A 19,356-nucleotide genomic window follows, 5' to 3' on the forward strand; every position below is an offset into this window, starting at 1 on the left:
ATAATATGCGTAGTGCAATAAAGTCAAAGTGGACAGTGCCGATAGCCATTGTCATACTTTTTGCTGTTTTGATATTCATGGTGAACAGCATTCAGAGCAGATTCATATACAGCGATCGCATGGTTCAGCTGACAACTTATTATTCGCAGCTGGAGTCTATTATTTCGACCAGATTTACGAGATATTATAAGCTCCTTCGAAGCTGGTCATATCATCTTGAACACGAGAAATCATCAGGGATAGAAGATTTCAATTCTTACATTTCCACAGAAAAGAGAATATGGGACGTCGAGCAGATATACCTGTTTGATGAAGAGGGAAACTATCTGGATACGGAAGGTAATATAGGTTCGATTGATGAGAACAAGGACTTTATCAATCGCCTTAAAACCGTAGGGGATAAGCAGGTTTCCCACATAATTGGTACAAACGGTAAGCGTCTGGACCTTTTTGTGTTAAGTGTAAAGCCCGGAAAATATGAGGGTGTCACTTATCGCGCAATTGGTATGGGGCTTGATTCCTATCAGATGAAGAGCCGGCTCTCTGTAAAGAGAAGAGACATGGCCGGATCTTTGAACTACCTGGTAGATAAAAACGGAAATCTGATAATCACCTCTGTAAAGCAATCTCAGGAAATAGAAAACATTGTCGATTACATTTCGGAAAACGGCGAGGTTTTGTATGATCCCATCGGAAAAGGCTTCAGGGCAGAAATTGAAAGCCGTTTGACCGGTGCTATTGTCATGGAACTGGATGAGATAGCTTACTATATAACTTTTATGCCCTGCGGAATTGATGACAGCATGCTTGTATGCCTTACTCCGGCAAATGCTGTAGATAAGAATATTTCTCAGGTAAAAATGATCAACAATATACTGCTTATTGTGGCATTTGCTATTGTTCTAATTGTCATTATGGTGATAGTTCGTTATTTGTCTGTTCAGGAAATGCTTGTTGTTGCCAATTCCGCGAATGAAACAAAGACAAGGTTTCTTGCCAACATGTCCCATGATTTCAGGACACCTATGAACGCATTGGCGGGATATCTGACCCTTATGAAAGAAAATGCAGATGACCCCGATAAAGTCCGGGAATACGGAGAAAAGGCCGAGTATGCTCATCGCAATATGCTCAATATGATCAACTGCGTGCTTGATCTAAGCAAGATGGAAGAAGGAGGCGACGAGGTCAGGTATGAGAGATTTTATCTGAGTGATGTTCTTAACAGAGTCGGGCAGGAGATGGGAGCGCTTGCGGATAACAAAAGGCTGAAGCTTACGATAGACAGAGGTAAGGTCAAAGAGGATATATTTGTCGGTGATGATCTTAAGCTTGAGATAATTCTTAAGAACATAATTCAGAATGCTGTAACTTACACAGAGAATGACGGAATCATTAATGTTGATATCACTCCCGAAAATGAAGAAGATACCGAGAGGCTTATGCTCAGATTCGAGATCAAGGACAACGGAATCGGGATGGGCAGTGAATTTTTGGAGCACATTTTTGAGCCCTTCAAAAGGGAACAGAGGAAAAATGCAAGCAAGGAACAGGGTACAGGTCTTGGACTTACGGTAACCAAAAAGATGGTTGAATCGCTTGGCGGAACCATTAATGTTGAGAGCAAGATTAATGAGGGCAGTATCTTTACCGTGAGACTGGCCTTTGATATAGCGCCCAAAACCGAACTGGATGAGATAAGAGAGATTGAAGAGGTTTTGGAAAACGGAAATATGCAGGATGATTCCGGGGATGAGAATACATTTGAGGGGATGCGTTTCCTTGCGGCAGAGGATAATGAGCTGAATGCGGAAATACTTACAGAAATACTTAAAATGCAGGGCGCAGCGCTTGTGGACGTAGCTGAGGATGGTGAAAAAGCTGTAGAAGCATTCAAAGAAAAGGGTGAAGGCTACTATGACATGGTTCTAATGGATATTCAAATGCCAAACATGGATGGCTACCAGGCCTCTATGACCATTAGGGCGATGAAGGATGAGGGCAGGAAGGATGCAGGCAAGATTCCGATTATAGCGATGAGTGCAAACGCATTTAAGGATGATATAGAAAAAACCAGTGAGTCGGGGATGGATGCACATATACCAAAGCCGATTGATTTAAAGCTTTTTGAGAATACGGTCAAAGCACTTAAGGTCAGGGGGCACGAGAGCCTATGAGTGATAATAAAGAAAAAGCACAGGACAAAAAAATCCGGTGCAAGGAATGGTTTTTTGATTATGTTATAAAACAAAACAGAACGGTAGCTGCTATTTTCTCAGCAAAGGATTTTAAGGTTGAATTTCTGACTGATAATGCTGAGGAAATTCTTGGCGTGGACAGAGAACTCATTTACAAGGACATCAGAAATCTTATAGATTTGGGAGTGAGGGTAGAGGAAGAGATTCCGCCTTCGGACGACACTATTAAAAAGGTTCCGATGGGACAGACTATAGAGGCCGAAGTATTAGAAGCACATAATCAGAAAACAGGAGAGACAAAATATTTCAGAGGCAGCATTAACCACACAGATATGGACGGAGGCGACAACTTCCTTCTGATTTGGGTGGATATTACAGAGGAGATCCAAAGAAAGCGCCAGATGGAGGATATGATTGAGGTTGCTAATGCCGCTAATGAGGCAAAAACGAGCTTCCTCGCAAATATGTCCCATGATTTCAGAACGCCCATGAATGCCATAACAAACTTTAATCTTCTGATTGCAAAGAACTCAGACAATCCACAGAAAGTCAGGGATTATACACACAAAATCGGACTTGCGTGTCAGAATCTTCTTTCGCTTTTGAACGATGTTCTTGACATGAGTAAGATTGAAAGCGGAAAAGCAAATATTCACAATGAAGAATTTGCGCTGGGGCTTCTTTTGGAAGAGGTCAATTCCGTTGTGGCTTTTCAGGCTAAAAGTAAACAATTGGATTATCAGATAAAATCCGGATCAATGCCCCAGGATCGTTTTGTCGGCGACAAAAAAAGAATTAATGAGGTGCTTGTAAATATTCTTGGAAATGCGGTCAAATACACACCGACAGGCGGAAGAATTGTCTTTTCCGTATCAGAAGAAAAGTGCACCAGCGGAGATTACTGGGATGTGCGTTTTTCAGTAAGAGATAACGGAATAGGAATGAGCAAGGATTTTCAGGAAAAGCTGTTTGATGCCTTTACCAGAGAGGAGAGAAAGGAGACTTCTGGAATTCAGGGCACAGGTCTTGGAATGGCCATAACCAAGAGTCTGGTACAGATGATGGGCGGAACCATTTCGGTAGACTCCGAGGAGGGCCGGGGATCCACCTTCGTAATAACCCTGAGACTTCAGAGTATCAGACATGAGGCGGATGATTTCTGGGAAAAGAACAAAATCCGCAGATTACTTGTAATTGACGAAGATATAGATGAGTGCCATAACATAGAGACAGTATTTGAGGATACAGGGGTAGAAGTCCTTATCTGCTCGAGCGGATACAAGGCAATTAAGCTCATAGATGCAGGTGATGAGGAAGATAAGAGCATTGATGTCATTGTTTTTGGCATGCAGATAAGGAGCCTTAGCTGCTTTGAGGTCGCATCATATCTCAAGGAAAAGCCGCTTAAACATAAACCTGTTTTTATCCTGTTAACTGATGACTGGGAAGAAATTGCGGCTGAGGCCAGGGAGGCCGGAATATATGATTTCCTGCAAAGGCCGCTTTTCCTATCCACTTTCCGTCAACTCATGGGAAATGTTGTATGCAGGGTTGGTACGGAAAAGGAAAAGCAACTTGAAAAACCGCTTAAGGGAATAAGGCTTTTGGCAGCAGAGGATAATGATATAAATGCAGACATACTTTCAGAGCTAATGAACATGGAAGGTGCTGTGATCGAGAGGGCATCCAACGGCAGGGAAGCTGTGGAGATGTTTGAAAAGGCAGAGCCCGGATATTATGACATGATTCTTATGGATATTCAGATGCCATTTCTTAACGGATATCAGGCGACGGCAGCAATAAGGAAACTGGACAAGGAGGGTGCCTCACAAATACCGATAATTGCTATGACTGCGAACGCCTATGCCGATGATGTGCAGAGAGCACTTGATGCGGGAATGAATGCACATGTGTCAAAGCCCATAGATATGAAGGTTGTGGAGGCTACAATTTTGTCATTAAAAACAAATATGCAGTCGACATAGAGATTATTAAATGATAAAATTACACTATTGTGAACGTATATTAATAAGATAGTGGAGCAAATAGTAAGATGAAGAAAGCATTGATCATAGGTGCCGGTCCGGCCGGACTTACGGCAGCATATGAGTTATTGGAAAAAACCAACGATATAGAAGTTGTTGTCCTTGAGGAGACAGACAAGTTCGGCGGTATTTCCAGAACGGTTGAGTATAAAGGAAACCGTATGGACATGGGAGGACACAGATTTTTCTCCAAGGTCCCTGAAGTTAATGAATGGTGGGATAATATGCTCCCCAGACAGGGAAGCCCGTCCTATGATGATATAGTTTTAAAACGTCCGTCTACTGTTGTAAAGGGCGGTCCCGATCCTGAGACAGAGGATAGGGTTATGCTTAGAAGAAATCGTATTTCACGTATTTTCTTTAACGGCAAATTTTTTGATTATCCCATAACACTGAAGGTTGAGACTTTCACGAACATGGGACTCGGCACAACTATCGTAGCAGGCTTTTCATACATAAAGGCGATGCTCTTTAAGCGTAAAGAGAATTCACTTGAAGATTTCTATGTAAATCGTTTCGGTAAGAAGCTTTACTCAATGTTCTTTGAGCACTACACAGCTAACCTCTGGGGCAGACATCCTTCCGAGATCGATCCCAGCTGGGGAGCTCAGCGCGTTAAAGGTGTCTCCATAATGGCGGTTCTTGCCAATGCATTTAAGAAAAAGAGCGGCAAGACAGGCGGAAAGGTTGAGACATCTCTTATCGAAGAGTTCAGTTATCCGAAGCTTGGTCCCGGACAGCTCTGGGACGTAACCGCATCCGAAATTCAGAAAAAGGGCGGTACCATAATTACAGGTGCCAAGGTTACCAAGATTAATAAGGATGGAGACCATCTCACAGGTGTTACTTATGTGAAGGATGGACAGAATGTCACCATAGAGGGTGATTACATAATAAGCTCCATGCCTATAAAGGATCTCGTGGCAGGAATGAATGATGTTCCCGCTGATCCTGCAAGAATCGCAGCAGGACTTCCTTACAGAGATTACATGACACTGGGTGTTCTTATTCCGCATCTTAATCTCGAGAATAAGACAAGCACCAAAACAATTGGAAACATCGTTCCGGATAACTGGGTATATGTTCATGATCGCAGCGTATCTATGGGACGTTTCCAGATCTACAACAACTGGTCACCTTATCTTGTTAAGGATATTGATAATACCGTATGGATGGGTCTTGAGTATTTCTGCAACGAAGGCGATTCCATGTGGAGTATGACAGATGATGAGTTTGCCAAGATGGCAATCAAGGAGATGGTTAAGATCAACCTCATCGATGAGGAAAAAGAGGTTCTTGATTATCATGTAGAGCGTGTTAAAAAGGCATATCCGGCTTACTTTGACACCTATGATGAGATGGACACACTTGTAGATTATCTCAACACCATCGACAACCTTTTCTGCGTTGGACGTAACGGACAGCACAGATACAACAATATAGACCACTCAATGTGCACTTCTTTTGAAACTGTAAAGAATATTCTTTCAGGCACACGCGACAGGAGCAACATCTGGAGTGTTAATACAGAGAAAGAATATCATGAATCCACGGAGGCAAAGAATCCAGAGGACGAAGAGATAGAAATAGACTGATTTTATACGGGCGCCAATTACAGTATTGGCGTCCGTTTTTAAAAGATGAGGGTAAAAGGAGGCAGAAACAATGATCAACTACACAAAGATTACAGATGAAACTTACTGGGTTGGAGGAAGCGACAGAAGACTCTCAAGATTTGAGAATATCTTCCCTCTTGAGGATGGTGTATCCTACAACAGCTATGTGATTGCGGATGAAAAGACAGCACTTTTTGATACAGCCGATATTTCAATCTCCGATCAGTTTTTGGAAAATGTAGCCGGCGTTCTCGGTGATAAGAAGCTTGATTATCTGATCATTAATCATATGGAGCCTGACCACTGCTCACAGATAGCTACTGTTGTTGCTATGTATCCTGAGGTAACGCTGGTTGGTAATGCTAAAACTTTCACTTTCCTGTCACAGTTTTTCCCGGAGCTCGGCGCTCAGAGTAAAATCACTGTTGCTGAAGGAGATACCCTTGAGCTTGGTAAGCACACGCTGACCTTTGTAATGGCACCTATGGTGCACTGGCCGGAAGCAATGTTTACCTATGATAAGGCAACCGGAGCATTGTTTAGTGCTGATGCATTCGGTACTTTCGGTGCAATAGATGCGGGAATTTTTGCGGATGAATATGATTTCGAGAAGAAATTCCTTGACGAGGCCAGAAGGTACTATGCTAATATTGTTGGCAAATACGGTATGCAGGTTCAGGCAGTTCTTAAGAAGGCCGCAGCCATCGACATTAAGTATATCTGTCCGCTTCATGGTCCGATCTGGAGAGAGAATATAGCATGGTTTATAGATAAATATCAGAAGTGGAGCACCTATACTCCCGAGGATGACGAAATTGTTGTCATTTACGGAAGTCTCTACGGACATACAGAGAGTGCGGCGCAGAGAGCAGCAGCCATGATTCGTGAAAAGAGCGGAAAGAAGGTCAGTGTTTATGACGTATCACAGACCCATCCTTCAAAGCTGATATCCGAGGTTTGGCGCTGCGGCAAGATTGTACTGTTTTGCCCTACATATAATAACGGAATATATATTCCTATGGAGAACTTCCTGTCAGACTGCCAGGCGCTTACAGTTCAGAACAGAATATTCGCACTTGCGCAAAACGGAACCTGGGCACCTGCTTCAGGTAAACTCATGACAGAGAAGCTTCAGACTCTTAAAAATGTAACTATAGTAGAGCCTGTTCTCACGATCAAGAGTGCACTTCATGTGACAGATGAACCGGAGCTTGAAGCCTTCGTGACAGCTGTCGTTGAAGCATAAATCTATGAACGCGTATGGGGGCGTGTTCGGAAACTACTAATTTTTTAAGACCTTCACGTATACAGCCTAAAGAGGCTGATATAAGGAGGCAAGGAGGAGTAATGAAAGAGTTTTTGAAAAGAAAGAATATCGTAATCTCCGGAAAGAGATACGGTATCGAGGCACTGTCTGCAATGGCGCAGGGATTATTTGCGTCGCTGCTGATTGGAACAATTCTTAACACCATTGGCACACAGTGCGGACTTGCGTGGTTATCCGAGATTGGTAAGTATGCTTCGTCGATGAGCGGAGCAGCTATGGCCGTAGCGATTGGCTATGCACTTCAGGCACCGCCCCTTGTACTTTTTTCACTTGTAACAGTTGGATATGCAGCTAATGCTTTGGGAAGTACGACGCTTTCAGGTGGATCCGGAGCCGGTGGCCCGCTTGCTGTTCTTTTCATAGCAATAATTGCCGCTGAGTTCGGAAAAGCGGTATCTAAAGAAACAAAGGTAGATATTCTGGTAACCCCGATAGTAACTATTCTTGTGGGTGTAGGGCTTGCAGCCTTAATTGCACCTGCTATCGGAACCGCGGCTTCCTCAGTCGGAGGCGTGGTTATGTGGGCTACGGAGCAGCAGCCGTTCCTCATGGGAATCATTGTTTCCGTGGTTGTGGGAATTGCTCTTACTTTACCTATTTCCTCTGCAGCCATCTGCGCAGCACTTGGACTTACTGGTCTTGCGGGAGGAGCTGCCGTAGCAGGATGCTGTGCACAGATGATCGGCTTTGCCTTCATGTCATTTAAGGAAAATAAGTGGGGCGGCCTCATTTCACAGGGAATCGGAACATCAATGCTTCAGATGGGAAACATTGTTAAGAACCCTAAGATTTGGATTGCGCCGATACTCACAAGTGCAATAACAGGACCTATTGCAACATGTGTGTTCCATCTTCAGATGAACGATCCCGCAAGTGCGGTTGCTTCCGGAATGGGAACCTGCGGACTTGTTGGACAGATTGGTGTTTATGCCGGATGGGTAAATGACGTTGCTACAGGTGCAAAGGCAGGAATTACCGGATTTGACTGGCTTGGACTTGCGCTTATCTGCTTTATTCTTCCCGCAGTTCTTACATGTATTTTCGGAGCATTTTTCAGAAAGATCGGCTGGATTGGCGAGGGTGACCTTAAATTATCATAATAAGGCCATGATTTTGATAAAAATAATATGGTTTTAGTATAAAATAAGATATATGCAGTAATAAAATAGTCACCTGTAGATTTCTATTTTAAATAAGATTTAAGGAGAGAATGAAATGAAACAATTCCCGGGATTTTCACATGGAATTAACCTTGGTGGATGGCTGTCACAGTGCGATCATACCAAAGAGCGTTACGACAATTTTATTACAGAGAGCGATATCGAAAAGATAAAGAGCTGGGGGCTTGATCATATAAGAATTCCTGTAGACTACGATCTTGTTGAGGAGAAGGACGGAACTTATAAAGAGGAAGGCTTTGCATATATTCAGAAGGCTCTTGACTGGACCGGAAAATACGGTCTTAATACCGTGCTTGATCTTCATAAGACTTATGGCTACAGCTTTGACAGCGGCGAGCAGGAAGCAGGATTCTTTGAAAATGAGAAATTTCAGGAGCGTTTCTATAAGCTTTGGGAGCAGTTTGCGCAGCGTTTTGGAAAGTATGAAGACAGACTTGCCTTTGAGCTTTTAAATGAGGTAACAAAGCCTGAGTACGGCGAGACCTGGAATCGCATTTCAACCGAGTGTATCAAGAGAATCAGAGTTTATGCTCCGACAATCAAGATTCTTCTTGGAGGTTATTACAACAACAGTATTGTTGCACTCAAGGACATCTGTGATCCTTATGATGAGAACGTGGTCTACAATTTCCACTGCTATGAGCCTTTGATCTTCACACATCAGGGAGCACCGTGGATTGAGACTATGGATCCGAACTTCCGTATGGCTTTTGATTCCACATATCGTCAGTATGATGAGAATGCTTTTGCTCAGCTTGGAAACAGACCTGAGGAAATCAAAGTTGACGATCCTGATAAGAAGCTTGGAATTGAGTACTTCGAGCAGTATATGCAGGAGGCTGTAAGAGTAGCTGAGGAGAGAAATGTTGCACTTTACTGCGGTGAATACGGTGTTATAGAGAGAGCTACTCCCGAGGATGCATTAAAGTGGTATACAGCAATTGGAACCTGCTTTAACAAGTACAACATCGGTCGTGCTGCATGGAGCTACAAAGAGATGGATTTCGGCCTCTCTGATGCCCGTATGGACGGTGTGAGAGATGAAGTACTTAAGATGATGTAATATTTTCTGTTAACAGACTACAGATACCTTCCCTGAAAATCGGGGAAGGTATTTTTTTCTGCAAAAATCTTTGTTTTTCCTGTAAAATAGAGGTTAATACGGCCTTAAGGCTTTATGAATGGGAGGATAAAATGCGAGCGGTTTTAACAAGGGTATTATCGGCTTCGGTTACAATAGATGGTAAGAAGGTTTCAGAGATAGGAAAGGGCTTTTTGGTCCTTCTGGGAGTCAAGGTGGGTGATACGGAGCAAGAAGCAAAAAAGATTGCCGATAAAATCTGTGGACTCAGGATTTTTGAGGATGAGAATGGTAAAATGAATATTAACCCCAAGGATGCGGGAGCTGAGCTTTTGATAGTAAGCCAGTTTACTTTATATGCGGATTGCAGTTCAAGAAGACCTGGCTTTACGGACGCTGCAAGACCGGAGATTTCAGAGCCTTTATATGAGCTTGTGGTTTCCGAGTGCAGAGACAGAGGTTTTAATGTGCAAACAGGTGAATTCGGGGCAGATATGAAGGTTGAATCGGTAAATGACGGTCCGGTGACTATCGTGCTGGATATAGATAAATAGAAACGAGGATATGGATATATGAAAGAGAATGTTTTGCCGCTTGATACAGGGCGTTTTATAATACAGCCACAAGACATAGAGAATATCTGGGATGAAGAGTGGGATATATGTTTAAAAAACGTAGATAAAAAGAAGATAGGCAGTCTTCGCTTTGAGAATACCAATGTCCATGGGGAGATCCATTTTAGTGTCTCATTTGATGATACATATAAAGCGGGATATATTTCGGAGATATTTTATGCGGTAGCCAGCTTTGTATTTAAATCCGGTAAGGTTAAGGAAATCTGTACTGTCTGCAGACATGAGAATGAGAACCTGGTTCGCGGGCTCGAAAAAGCAGGCTATGTCCTTCGGGAATTTAAGGACGGAAATGATTATTACTCCATGAAAAAGCAGAAGACTTCCTGGACAGGTTTATATGTCATGATTGGAATGATAGCCGGGTTTATTATCGGAATAACTTTGTCAAACCTGTGGATGGGAACGATTTCAGGAGTTGTAATAGGTACTGTTATTGGATTTCTTATGGACAAAAGAGAGCAGGATAATACTGAAAGCAAAAAATTAAGGACTTGAATCTCTTCAAGTCCTTAAACTTTAGTCGGAATGACAGGATTTGAACCTGCGGCCTCTGCGTCCCGAACGCAGCGCTCTACCAAACTGAGCCACATTCCGTTATATGTAAAGCAAAAGCCGTAGAGACTTTCGCAGCAAAAAGTATGATACAATATAAAGTGTTATTTTGTCAATAGGTGAGCGAAGAAAGGCATAATTATGAGTGCAATTGTTGTTGCTGATGCAAAGGTAATTTTGAAAAAGGGCGAGGGGAGAACAATCAAGGCCGGCGGAGCCTGGGTTTTTGATAATGAGATAAACAGAGTAGAGGGCAGCTTTGATAATGGTGATATTGTCGAAGTGCTTGATCATGATGGATACTTTATGGGATACGGTTTTATTAATACCAATTCCAAGATAAGAGTGCGCATGATGTCGAGAAGAAAAGAGCATCCTGTAAATGAGGAGCTTTTGGAAACTCGTATAAGAAATGCGTGGGGTTACAGAAAAACGGTTATGAACCCTGAGTTATACGGGTATGATGCCAGGCTTTCGGGAACTGATGAAAAGGAAGCTCTGCAGAAGCTTTCATGCCGCCTGATTTTTGGTGAGGCAGATTTTCTTCCGGGAATTACAATTGATAAGTTTTCCGATGTACTTGTCATTGAGTCGCTTGCTCTTGGTACAGACAGAATGAAGAACATTATTCTCAATCTGTGTAAGAAGGTACTCGCAGAAGACGGTGTTGACATCAAGGGAATATATGAGAGAAGCGATGCCAAGGTCAGAGAGCAGGAAGGTCTTGAGAGAACTAAAGGCTTTATAGGTGAGCCTTTTGATACAAAGGTGCTCATTGAGGAAAACGGAGTAAAGTATTATGTAGATGTTGAGAACGGCCAGAAAACCGGATTTTTCCTGGATCAGAAGAATAACAGAAGGGCTATAGCATCACTTTGTAAGGGGAAGAAGGTCCTTGACTGCTTTACTCATACCGGATCTTTTGGACTTAACGCTGCGGCAGCAGGTGCAAGCTCCGTTCTTGCGGTTGATGCATCGGATGTGGGATGTGCTCAGGCGGAGGAAAATGCGAAGCTGAACGGGCTTGAAAACATAATAAAATTCCAATGCGCGGATGTGTTTGATCTTTTGCCCGAGCTTGAGAAGAAGAGCGAGCAATATGATGTGGTAATCCTTGATCCACCGGCCTTTACAAAATCGAGAGCTTCGATTAAGAAGGCTGTAACGGGCTACAGGGAGATCAATATCAGGGGAATGAAGCTTGTGAAAAACGGTGGATATCTGGCAACCTGTTCATGTTCTCATTTTATGGATGAAGAGCTTTTTGCAAAGACGATCAGAGAGGCAGCAAGGAGTGCCCACAAGCAGCTTCGTCAGGTAGAATTCAGGCAGCAGGCTGCGGACCATCCTATACTTTGGTCTAACGATGCATCATTTTATTTAAAATTCTATATTTTTCAGGTCGTTGAGGAATTGTAAGATTTTTCATATTAGGATTTTTAGAGAAAAATGCCACCGGTACTTTGATAAGCCGGTGGCATAATTATATTTTTATAGGTTATCAGAATTGTACAACCTTGGGCGCGTCGGTAAAGGAAGAGAAAGTTGCGGTAGCGTTCTTAAAGTAAAGAACTTCTGTATTATCATCATCAGCCTTGTACATGCCCTGAAGAGACGGATAAGCATCAAGCATATGCTGCTTTGCTTCAATTCTATCATCGCGTACAAGTTCTCCTGCAACGCGAACCCATTTGCCTTCGGTGAAACCACAGATTTCCACCTTGGGATTGGCCTGGATCTGCTTGGAAACATCCTTTACTTTGCCTGTCTGGATGTAAAGCTTATCCTCAAAAATATCTACTGTTCCGAAGGGGCGTACTCTGGGCTGATCTCCGTCAACTGTTGCCAGATAATAAGTGCCGCATTTTTTTAAAAATTCATAAACTTCCTGCATGATAAGCCTCCTTTTATTTAAATTGTATAAAATAAATTATAACTTTCTGTTATTTATATTACAAGGTATCGAAATGAAGATTAGATGATGTTACAATCATTATATGATTCAGGATATATCACCCAGGAAATTTCATAATGAGTATAAAGCTGAGCTTCCTGTCTCCGGAGATTACGTGTTTTCTTTTCGGGGGAGGGAGCTTTTGTGCGTTTTGGGAGAAAACGGAGAGATTAGTTTTCCTAAGGCAGATGAGATAGGAATAGATAAAAAGGAGATGGTCTTTCTCTTTGAAATTGACGATATGCGTTTTTTCCTGCCCAAAAGAGAGTACGGATTTTATATCTCCGATATCTCGGCGGACAGATCTCCGGAGCATGAGTACAGATATGAAGATATCAGAGTTCTTAGAAATGCAAATCCGGGATATCTGTGCTTTGCCGGGATGACAGCATATCACCTCTATGTCTGGTACCGCGACAACAAGTTCTGCGGAAGGTGCGGCAGGGAGACGGTCGTTTACGACAAGGAGAGAGCTCTTAGGTGTCCAAGATGCGGGAACATTATTTATCCCAAGATCTGCCCTGCGGTTATTGTTGGGGTAACGGATAAAGATAAAATCATGATGACGAGATATGCGGGAAGACCCTATAAAGGAAATGCGCTTATAGCAGGATTTTGCGAGATAGGAGAGTCCGCGGAGGATACTGTCAGACGTGAGGTTATGGAGGAAGTCGGGCTTAAGGTAAAGAATATAAGATATTTTGCAAGTCAGCCATGGGGCTTCGATTCAAATCTTTTGCTGGGATATTTCTGTGAACTTGACGGAGAAGGTGAAGTAAACATTGACCGCGATGAGCTCGCCATAGCCGAGTGGGTTAAGAGAGAGGATATCGGAAAAGAAAACAGTAATCTAAGTCTTACTGCAACAATGATGATGCATTTTAAGGAACATCCCGAGGACTTTATCTAGAGAAAAATTAACAGGCACACCGGAAAACGGAGGGTTTTTGCATGGAAGAACAGATGAGAAAAATCGGTAGACAGATGGCAATCAGAATGGGAATTCTTATGAGTCTTGCACTTTCTCTTGTGGGCACGCTCACTTCAGGACACTTCACGGTTCCCGGATTTATCATCAGCTTCGTATTAAGTACAATAATCAGTTTAATAATAGGTTTTGTTATTCCTATCGGCAAGGTAACTGGCGGTCTATGTGCAAAATGGGGACTTGAGAGAGGTAAGATTGGTACAAGGGTTGTTGAAAGCCTTATTTCAGATGTGATATATACCCCTGTAATTACACTGGCCATGGTGGCATTTGCTTATAATATGGCTATGCGCCAGAGCGGAGGAATGGCACAGATGCCTCCCTTTATAATTATGTTTCTCAAATCCCTTTTTATCTGTTTTGTGGTAGGATTTTTCCTGATATTTATTATTCAGCCTATTTTGCTGAAACAGCTTATGAAAAAGAGCTTCGAAGAGGTATAAATAAAAAGGCGCTGTATCCGGCTTGATACAGCGCCTTTATTATGTAACTATTTTAATTTATTGGCTATTCTGCCTTCATTTTTACCGAACTGGTTGTAATGAGCAAGAAGCAAATCAGGATTTGTTCCGAAAGCATCCTGAAGATCCTTGTAATTGGAGTAGTAGTATAAAGCGTTAAATTCGGCATTGTTTCCGCTGTAGTTTTTAAGCCCTGAAATAGCGGCTTCCTTTGCATCGGCAGCTGCAGCAGCGGCGGGATTAATGTTTTGAACATATACTTCTATGCAATCATGCTTTTCCGAGGTTGGCATTCTGTCATCGTCAACATAGAAATGATAGAAGATGTTCTTTTCGGTCTCATCTGCTCCGATGTGGAGTGTTACATACTGATAACCTGTTTTGTAGGAGCACTCCATATAGGTTCCGGAGCTTGTGTGAGGTCCAAGGTAATACGTATAGTTGTAGTAAGCCATTATCGGAATCTGCTTTGTTGTTCCGGCATCCATCTTGAGGACTGTTTCGGTAAAATCAAAGCAATCGGGTATCTCGCTGTACGCGAGGGCTTTTGTCCCAAAGGTGGCAATAAGAATAAGCGACAATGCAAAAACGGCAATAGAACTTTTCATAAATCTTTTCATATACTCATACCAACCGCTTTTTTAGCGGTTTTTCCTTTCTCCCCATGCAGGGCAAATATTATTCTGCACTTTAATTATAGAAAGGAATTATCGCTATTGCACATAAATTTTTCCTAAACAAAGTAAACTTTTTATTTTTTAAATTATGACAAGCCTTTCAGGCATAATTATATTTTCCATATTGTCCTTTTCGATTTACTTTATCCTATGAATCATACTTATTCTTTCACAGGTTCCTCAATCTATCACATCAACAATCTTCATTTCAGTTACAGCTTACCGGTGGTTTCCAGGGCTTAGGGCAGAGAAGTGTAGTTCTGCCTATATCCGGAAGAACATCATATATAGAACATCCCATACGAACTTCAAAATCTTCTTTTATCTTGAATGCAATCTCCCAGCCTTTTATGTAGCCTTCCATAATTCCGTATCGTCTTGTAACATCAACAAATCTTTTTTCAAGAATTACAAAACCATAATCTGCGGCAAGAGAATCACAGAGCTGGATCAGCTTGTCATAATCATTTGGCTCACCACAATTCATAATGTAATCTTTGATAGCCTTCTCATGCTCTGTTTCGGGCTCGTAGCAAAACTCGTCCTGCATGCGAAGATAGGAATGTGTCATGCAAATCCTGGCCGGCTCATCCCATCCTTTCTCCATGCAGTACTTGTACCCTTCATATACGTGCGTAGGAATATCAACGAAGCCATATTTACATCTTCTTCCGATATCATGCAAAAGGCCGACTATATAGGCTTTCGCTGAATCCATATCAGGTATCTTTGCAGCAATGTTACGAGCTGCTAAGCCAACATTCTTTGAGTGATCCACCCATGGTCCGGGATTCAGTTTTCTTGCTATTTCTAACTCTTCAAGAGCTTCTTTGATACTTGGAAACATCTGTTATACCTCCAATCTTATCTTGACTATATTCAGGCGCGCACTGAACTTATAACTATGCTATACTCAGATTATAAAAGGTGACGTAACGTAACCTTCAAGAACTTTTTTAATCATATTGGAGAATACTTTTATGAATAAAAATGGGTACTATTCATCCGGACAATTTGCCAAAATGGCTCACGTATCGGTAAGAACTATAAGATTTTATGACCAGAAGGGTCTGCTTGCGCCATCTTATATAACAAAGTCAGGTACAAGATTTTACACAGATTACGATTTTGCTATTCTACAGCAGATATTGCTTTTAAAGTACCTGGGATTTTCTCTGGATGAGATAAAAGAAATACCAAATGGTCAGACTGATAATCATTTCATTCTAAATGCCCTAAAGATGCAGAAAAAGCTGCTTTCAGAGCGAATTGATGAAATGAAAAATGTTGAGGCAGGTGTAAATGCCACCATTAAAGCTATAGAAAGCTCTGCCACTCCCGATTGGAAGCAGATGCTTGATCTGATTCACATGACTTCAATGGAGAACAACTTAAAGAGCCAATATCAAAATGCAAGCAACATCTCTGCCAGGATAGAACTTCATAACAAATATTCAACGAATAAACAAAGATGGTTTAACTGGGTATTACAGGAATGTGATATCTCTTCCGGGATGGATATTCTTGAGCTTGGTTGCGGTAATGGAGCATTATGGGCAGAGAATATAAGCGAATTGTCCAAGCGCAATTATACAGATATACAAATAACTCTTTCAGATATCTCTGCAGGTATACTGCATGATGCAAGACAGAATATAGACCGTGCTGTATCAGCATATTCAAAAGAACTTCGGGGCTTAACTTTTTCCTACAAAGCATTTGACCTTAATGCTATCCCATTTGAAGATAAATCCTTTGATCTTGTAATTGCGGGGCACGTCCTTTTTTATTGTGACGATGTCCATCTTGCTTGTAAGGAAATACGCAGAGTGCTGAAGCCCGGCGGAAGACTAGTCTGCAGCACATATAGTAGTAATCATATGAAAGAGATCAGAGAGCTGGTAATAGATTTTGATGATAGGATCGTGCTTTCCAGCAATGACTTATACAAAATATTTGGTCTGGAGAATGGTGCTGATATATTGCGCGGCGTATTTGGAGAAGTGGAACTGAAGAAATACAAGGATGAAATAATCATTACTGATGCTGGTCCTCTAATAGATTATATTTTTTCGTGCCACGGCAATCAGAACCACTATCTTCTGAACAGGTATGCAGAATTTAAGAATTATATTATGAAAAAGGTGAGTCATGAATTCCACATCACCAAGGATGCCGGGCTCTTTATCGCAATTAATTGAGACGGAAAGGAAAGATGCGGGTTTCCGAGTTGTCTACCTTGTTATACACACAATTAACGGAAAATTTTATTGAACGTGTCTAGGACAGAAATCAAAGCCTGACCTAGGTTGGATTTAAAAGTGGCTAAGCGAGCTTATCTTCTTGGCCATTCCGTTGCAACGAATGAAAGGTATTACTCTCACGCTAAGTCAGATGACCTTGAAGATGTTAGAGACCTATTGAACAAGTACTGTGATATGAAAAACAGCACAGATGAAGTTGGTCACGCAGAATTACTCAATAATATTATTGATTTTATACAAATAAAAAGCTCCGAAACCCTTAATAGAATTAAGAATCTCGGAACTTCCTAAGCGAGCGATAGACGGGGCTCGAACCCGCGGTCTCCACCTTGGCAAGGTGGCGCTTTACCAACTAAGCTACTATCGCGTATATGTAAACGAGCTAAGCTCGGTTACCACAATATTTGATTTTAAAGAGCGATAGACGGGGCTCGAACCCGCGGTCTCCACCTTGGCAAGGTGGCGCTTTACCAACTAAGCTACTATCGCATATATATTAAGTCGCATCTGCAACGCAAGTTATATAATACACAAGGATATATGTATTGTCAACAAGAAATTTGATATTATATGCATAATATGAAAATACGCAAAAAGAAGAGTGTTGATAATGGCTATCAGGTTATCCGATTATTTGAAAAATAAATATGGCGAGAAGGTTTACAGATTATCTCTGACTTCAGGTTGTACATGTCCGAACAGAGACGGAAGCATAGTTTTGCCTGACGGGACACATCTTACCGGGGGCTGTACCTTTTGCTCGGAGGGCGGCTCCGGAGAATTTGCAGCTGACATTGCTTCTGTGGATGAACAGATAGAAGATGCTAAAAGACGAATACAAAATAAAACCGATGCGAGGAAGTTCATAGCATATTTTCAGTCATATACCAATACCTATGGAGATGTAGACAGACTAAAAAAGCTGTATCTTGAGACAATCCAAAGAGAAGACATTGAGATTCTCTCTATAGGGACAAGGCCTGATTGTCTTGAAAGAGAAGTGCTTCAAATGCTGAGGGAGCTAAGGGAGATAAAACCAGTGTGGATTGAGCTTGGCCTTCAGACGATTCACGAGGAAACTGCTGAGCATTTTCACAGGGGATATACTATCGAGGTATTTGAGGAAGCATATAAAAATCTTAAAGAAGCAGGGATAGAAGTAATTGTTCATGTGATTTTCGGATTACCCGGTGAGACTAAGGAGGATATGCTGGAAACTGTAGGCTATCTTTCAGATTTGGAGCCTTCGCTTGATGGAATAAAGTTGCAGAATCTGCAGATACTGAAAGGAACTCAGATGTATGAGGAGTACAAAGAGAATCCTTTTCATATTTTGACACTGGATGAACATGCAGAATTAATTATGGAAAGTCTGAAAATGCTTCCCGGAGATACGGTAATCCACAGAATGACCGGAGATGGTCCAAGGCGACTACTTGTAGAGCCGCTTTGGAGTCTTGATAAAAAGAATGTGCTAAATACCTTAAACAGAAGGACAAAGGGGCTGCTTTAACGAGACAGAGCCCAGAATGCTACAGCACTGGCAGCAGCAACGTTGAGGGAATCAACGTCATGTGACATAGGAATTTTCACACAATAATCGCAGGCATCTATGGTCTCAGGTAAGAGTCCGTCTCCCTCAGCACCGAGGAATACAGCAAGTTTTTCGGAAGCGGTTATCTCCGGATCGTCTATGGATCTGGAATTATCACGAAGAGCCATGGCCACGGTTGAATAGCCAAGAGCTTTCAAGACCTCCATGCTTCCTGTTTCCGGAAGAAACGTCCAGGGAATCTGGAATATCGTACCCATGCTTACGCGTATTGCGCGGCGATATAAGGGATCCGTACAGCCATGAGAAAAGAGAACAGCATCCATGGAAAGTGCAGCGGCGCTTCTAACAATTGCACCTGCGTTGGTGGGATTTGTCACATTTTCAAGAACGGCTACTCTTCGCGCATTTTTGCAAACATCGTCTACAGACGGAAGAGGCCTTCTTTTCATAGCACAAAGCACACCGCGTGTGAGGTGGAAACCGGTAATGGATGTGAGAATACTGTCACTTGCAGAAAATACAGGAACTTTAAAGGGAAGAGACGCAAGTTTTTCTAAAACCAAAGAGGCTTCACCTCTGATCTGATTATTTTCGATCAGCACAGAAATCGGCTCATAGCCGGCGATCAATGCGCGCTCTATTACCTTCGGACTCTCAGCAATAAAAATGCCCGGAGCAGGTTCATTTATGCGGTATAGCTGTACTTCGGACTGCTCGCTGTAAACTGAAAGCCCGGCTGATTCAAGATTGGTTGTTTCAATTATTTGGATCATCTTTTTCTCCCTGACCAATAATAAAAAAGTATAGCACAAATTGGAAATG

Annotated in this window: 18 protein-coding genes and 3 tRNA genes; 14 read left to right on the top strand and 7 right to left on the bottom strand. The window is 42.1% G+C overall.

Features of this window, described 5'->3' with window-relative positions; all coding sequences use genetic code 11:
• Positions 1–5: 5 nt before the first annotated feature.
• The 8 genes from G630_RS23520 to G630_RS0109540 all read left to right on the top strand — a co-directional run bounded on the left by G630_RS23520 (position 6) and on the right by G630_RS0109540 (position 10,578).
• A complete protein-coding gene (locus G630_RS23520; RefSeq protein WP_049946161.1) occupies positions 6–2,177 on the top strand; it encodes a hybrid sensor histidine kinase/response regulator in 2,172 nt (723 codons plus the stop codon).
• A complete protein-coding gene (locus G630_RS21375; RefSeq protein ID WP_049946162.1) occupies positions 2,174–4,183 on the top strand; it encodes a hybrid sensor histidine kinase/response regulator in 2,010 nt (669 codons plus the stop codon). The genes G630_RS23520 and G630_RS21375 overlap by 4 nt, the downstream gene beginning before the upstream one ends.
• Positions 4,184–4,251: 68 nt before the next feature.
• The gene (locus G630_RS21380; RefSeq protein ID WP_044959045.1) at positions 4,252–5,838 is read left to right on the top strand and encodes an NAD(P)/FAD-dependent oxidoreductase; all 1,587 of its coding nucleotides are present in this window, start codon (positions 4,252–4,254) and stop codon (positions 5,836–5,838) included.
• Between the two features lie 70 nt (positions 5,839–5,908).
• Positions 5,909–7,105 (top strand): FprA family A-type flavoprotein, encoded by a 1,197-nt coding sequence (locus tag G630_RS0109520; RefSeq protein ID WP_022761733.1) that lies wholly within the window; start codon positions 5,909–5,911, stop codon positions 7,103–7,105.
• Positions 7,106–7,206: 101 nt separating this feature from the next.
• Positions 7,207–8,286 (top strand): PTS transporter subunit IIC, encoded by a 1,080-nt coding sequence (locus tag G630_RS0109525; protein WP_022761732.1) that lies wholly within the window; start codon positions 7,207–7,209, stop codon positions 8,284–8,286.
• Positions 8,287–8,401: 115 nt separating this feature from the next.
• Positions 8,402–9,430 (top strand): glycoside hydrolase family 5 protein, encoded by a 1,029-nt coding sequence (locus tag G630_RS0109530; protein WP_022761731.1) that lies wholly within the window; start codon positions 8,402–8,404, stop codon positions 9,428–9,430.
• Between the two features lie 131 nt (positions 9,431–9,561).
• The gene (dtd, locus tag G630_RS0109535) at positions 9,562–10,002 is read left to right on the top strand and encodes a D-aminoacyl-tRNA deacylase (RefSeq protein WP_022761730.1); all 441 of its coding nucleotides are present in this window, start codon (positions 9,562–9,564) and stop codon (positions 10,000–10,002) included.
• 18 nt (positions 10,003–10,020) lie between these two features.
• Positions 10,021–10,578 (top strand): GNAT family N-acetyltransferase, encoded by a 558-nt coding sequence (locus G630_RS0109540; protein WP_022761729.1) that lies wholly within the window; start codon positions 10,021–10,023, stop codon positions 10,576–10,578.
• Between the two features lie 25 nt (positions 10,579–10,603).
• Here the strand turns inward: G630_RS0109540 and G630_RS0109545 are convergent.
• A tRNA-Pro gene (locus G630_RS0109545) sits at positions 10,604–10,677 on the bottom strand.
• Positions 10,678–10,776: 99 nt separating this feature from the next.
• Here G630_RS0109545 and G630_RS0109550 point away from each other — a divergent pair.
• Positions 10,777–12,054, top strand: a complete 1,278-nt coding sequence (locus tag G630_RS0109550; protein WP_022763498.1) for a class I SAM-dependent rRNA methyltransferase — start codon at positions 10,777–10,779, stop codon at positions 12,052–12,054.
• A gap of 82 nt (positions 12,055–12,136) precedes the next feature.
• On the opposite strand, the gene G630_RS0109555 is transcribed toward G630_RS0109550, so the two are convergent.
• Positions 12,137–12,529 (bottom strand): pyridoxamine 5'-phosphate oxidase family protein, encoded by a 393-nt coding sequence (locus G630_RS0109555; RefSeq protein ID WP_022763499.1) that lies wholly within the window; start codon positions 12,527–12,529, stop codon positions 12,137–12,139.
• 202 nt (positions 12,530–12,731) lie between these two features.
• Here G630_RS0109555 and nudC point away from each other — a divergent pair, with 202 nt between their 5' ends.
• Together nudC and G630_RS0109565 are read left to right on the top strand one after the other, a co-directional pair.
• A complete protein-coding gene (gene nudC / locus G630_RS0109560) occupies positions 12,732–13,499 on the top strand; it encodes an NAD(+) diphosphatase (protein WP_330363789.1) in 768 nt (255 codons plus the stop codon).
• A gap of 41 nt (positions 13,500–13,540) precedes the next feature.
• The gene (locus tag G630_RS0109565; RefSeq protein WP_022763501.1) at positions 13,541–14,020 is read left to right on the top strand and encodes a hypothetical protein; all 480 of its coding nucleotides are present in this window, start codon (positions 13,541–13,543) and stop codon (positions 14,018–14,020) included.
• A 47-nt stretch (positions 14,021–14,067) separates the two neighbouring features.
• Here G630_RS0109565 and G630_RS0109570 read toward each other — a convergent pair whose 3' ends face one another.
• Positions 14,068–14,658 (bottom strand): hypothetical protein, encoded by a 591-nt coding sequence (locus G630_RS0109570; RefSeq protein ID WP_022763502.1) that lies wholly within the window; start codon positions 14,656–14,658, stop codon positions 14,068–14,070.
• Between the two features lie 265 nt (positions 14,659–14,923).
• On the bottom strand, positions 14,924–15,562 hold the full coding sequence (locus tag G630_RS0109575; protein WP_026498444.1) for an HD domain-containing protein: 639 nt from the start codon (positions 15,560–15,562) through the stop codon (positions 14,924–14,926).
• A gap of 133 nt (positions 15,563–15,695) precedes the next feature.
• On the opposite strand from G630_RS0109575, the gene G630_RS0109580 reads away from it, so the two are divergent.
• Both G630_RS0109580 and G630_RS25040 read left to right on the top strand, forming a co-directional pair.
• On the top strand, positions 15,696–16,916 hold the full coding sequence (locus tag G630_RS0109580) for a MerR family transcriptional regulator (RefSeq protein ID WP_026498445.1): 1,221 nt from the start codon (positions 15,696–15,698) through the stop codon (positions 16,914–16,916).
• Between the two features lie 108 nt (positions 16,917–17,024).
• Positions 17,025–17,270, top strand: a complete 246-nt coding sequence (locus G630_RS25040; protein ID WP_196805775.1) for a hypothetical protein — start codon at positions 17,025–17,027, stop codon at positions 17,268–17,270.
• 3 nt (positions 17,271–17,273) lie between these two features.
• Here the strand turns inward: G630_RS25040 and G630_RS0109585 are convergent.
• Together G630_RS0109585 and G630_RS0109590 are read right to left on the bottom strand one after the other, a co-directional pair.
• Positions 17,274–17,346, bottom strand: a tRNA-Gly gene (locus tag G630_RS0109585).
• Between the two features lie 49 nt (positions 17,347–17,395).
• Positions 17,396–17,468, bottom strand: a tRNA-Gly gene (locus tag G630_RS0109590).
• A 121-nt stretch (positions 17,469–17,589) separates the two neighbouring features.
• On the opposite strand from G630_RS0109590, the gene G630_RS0109595 reads away from it, so the two are divergent.
• A complete protein-coding gene (locus G630_RS0109595) occupies positions 17,590–18,492 on the top strand; it encodes a TIGR01212 family radical SAM protein (RefSeq protein ID WP_022761042.1) in 903 nt (300 codons plus the stop codon).
• Here the strand turns inward: G630_RS0109595 and G630_RS0109600 are convergent.
• Positions 18,489–19,307, bottom strand: a complete 819-nt coding sequence (locus G630_RS0109600) for a TrmH family RNA methyltransferase (protein ID WP_022761043.1) — start codon at positions 19,305–19,307, stop codon at positions 18,489–18,491. The genes G630_RS0109595 and G630_RS0109600 overlap by 4 nt on opposite strands.
• Positions 19,308–19,356: the final 49 nt, after the last annotated feature.

Source organism: Butyrivibrio sp. WCD2001, from assembly GCF_000424485.1.
Classification (GTDB): domain Bacteria; phylum Bacillota; class Clostridia; order Lachnospirales; family Lachnospiraceae; genus Butyrivibrio.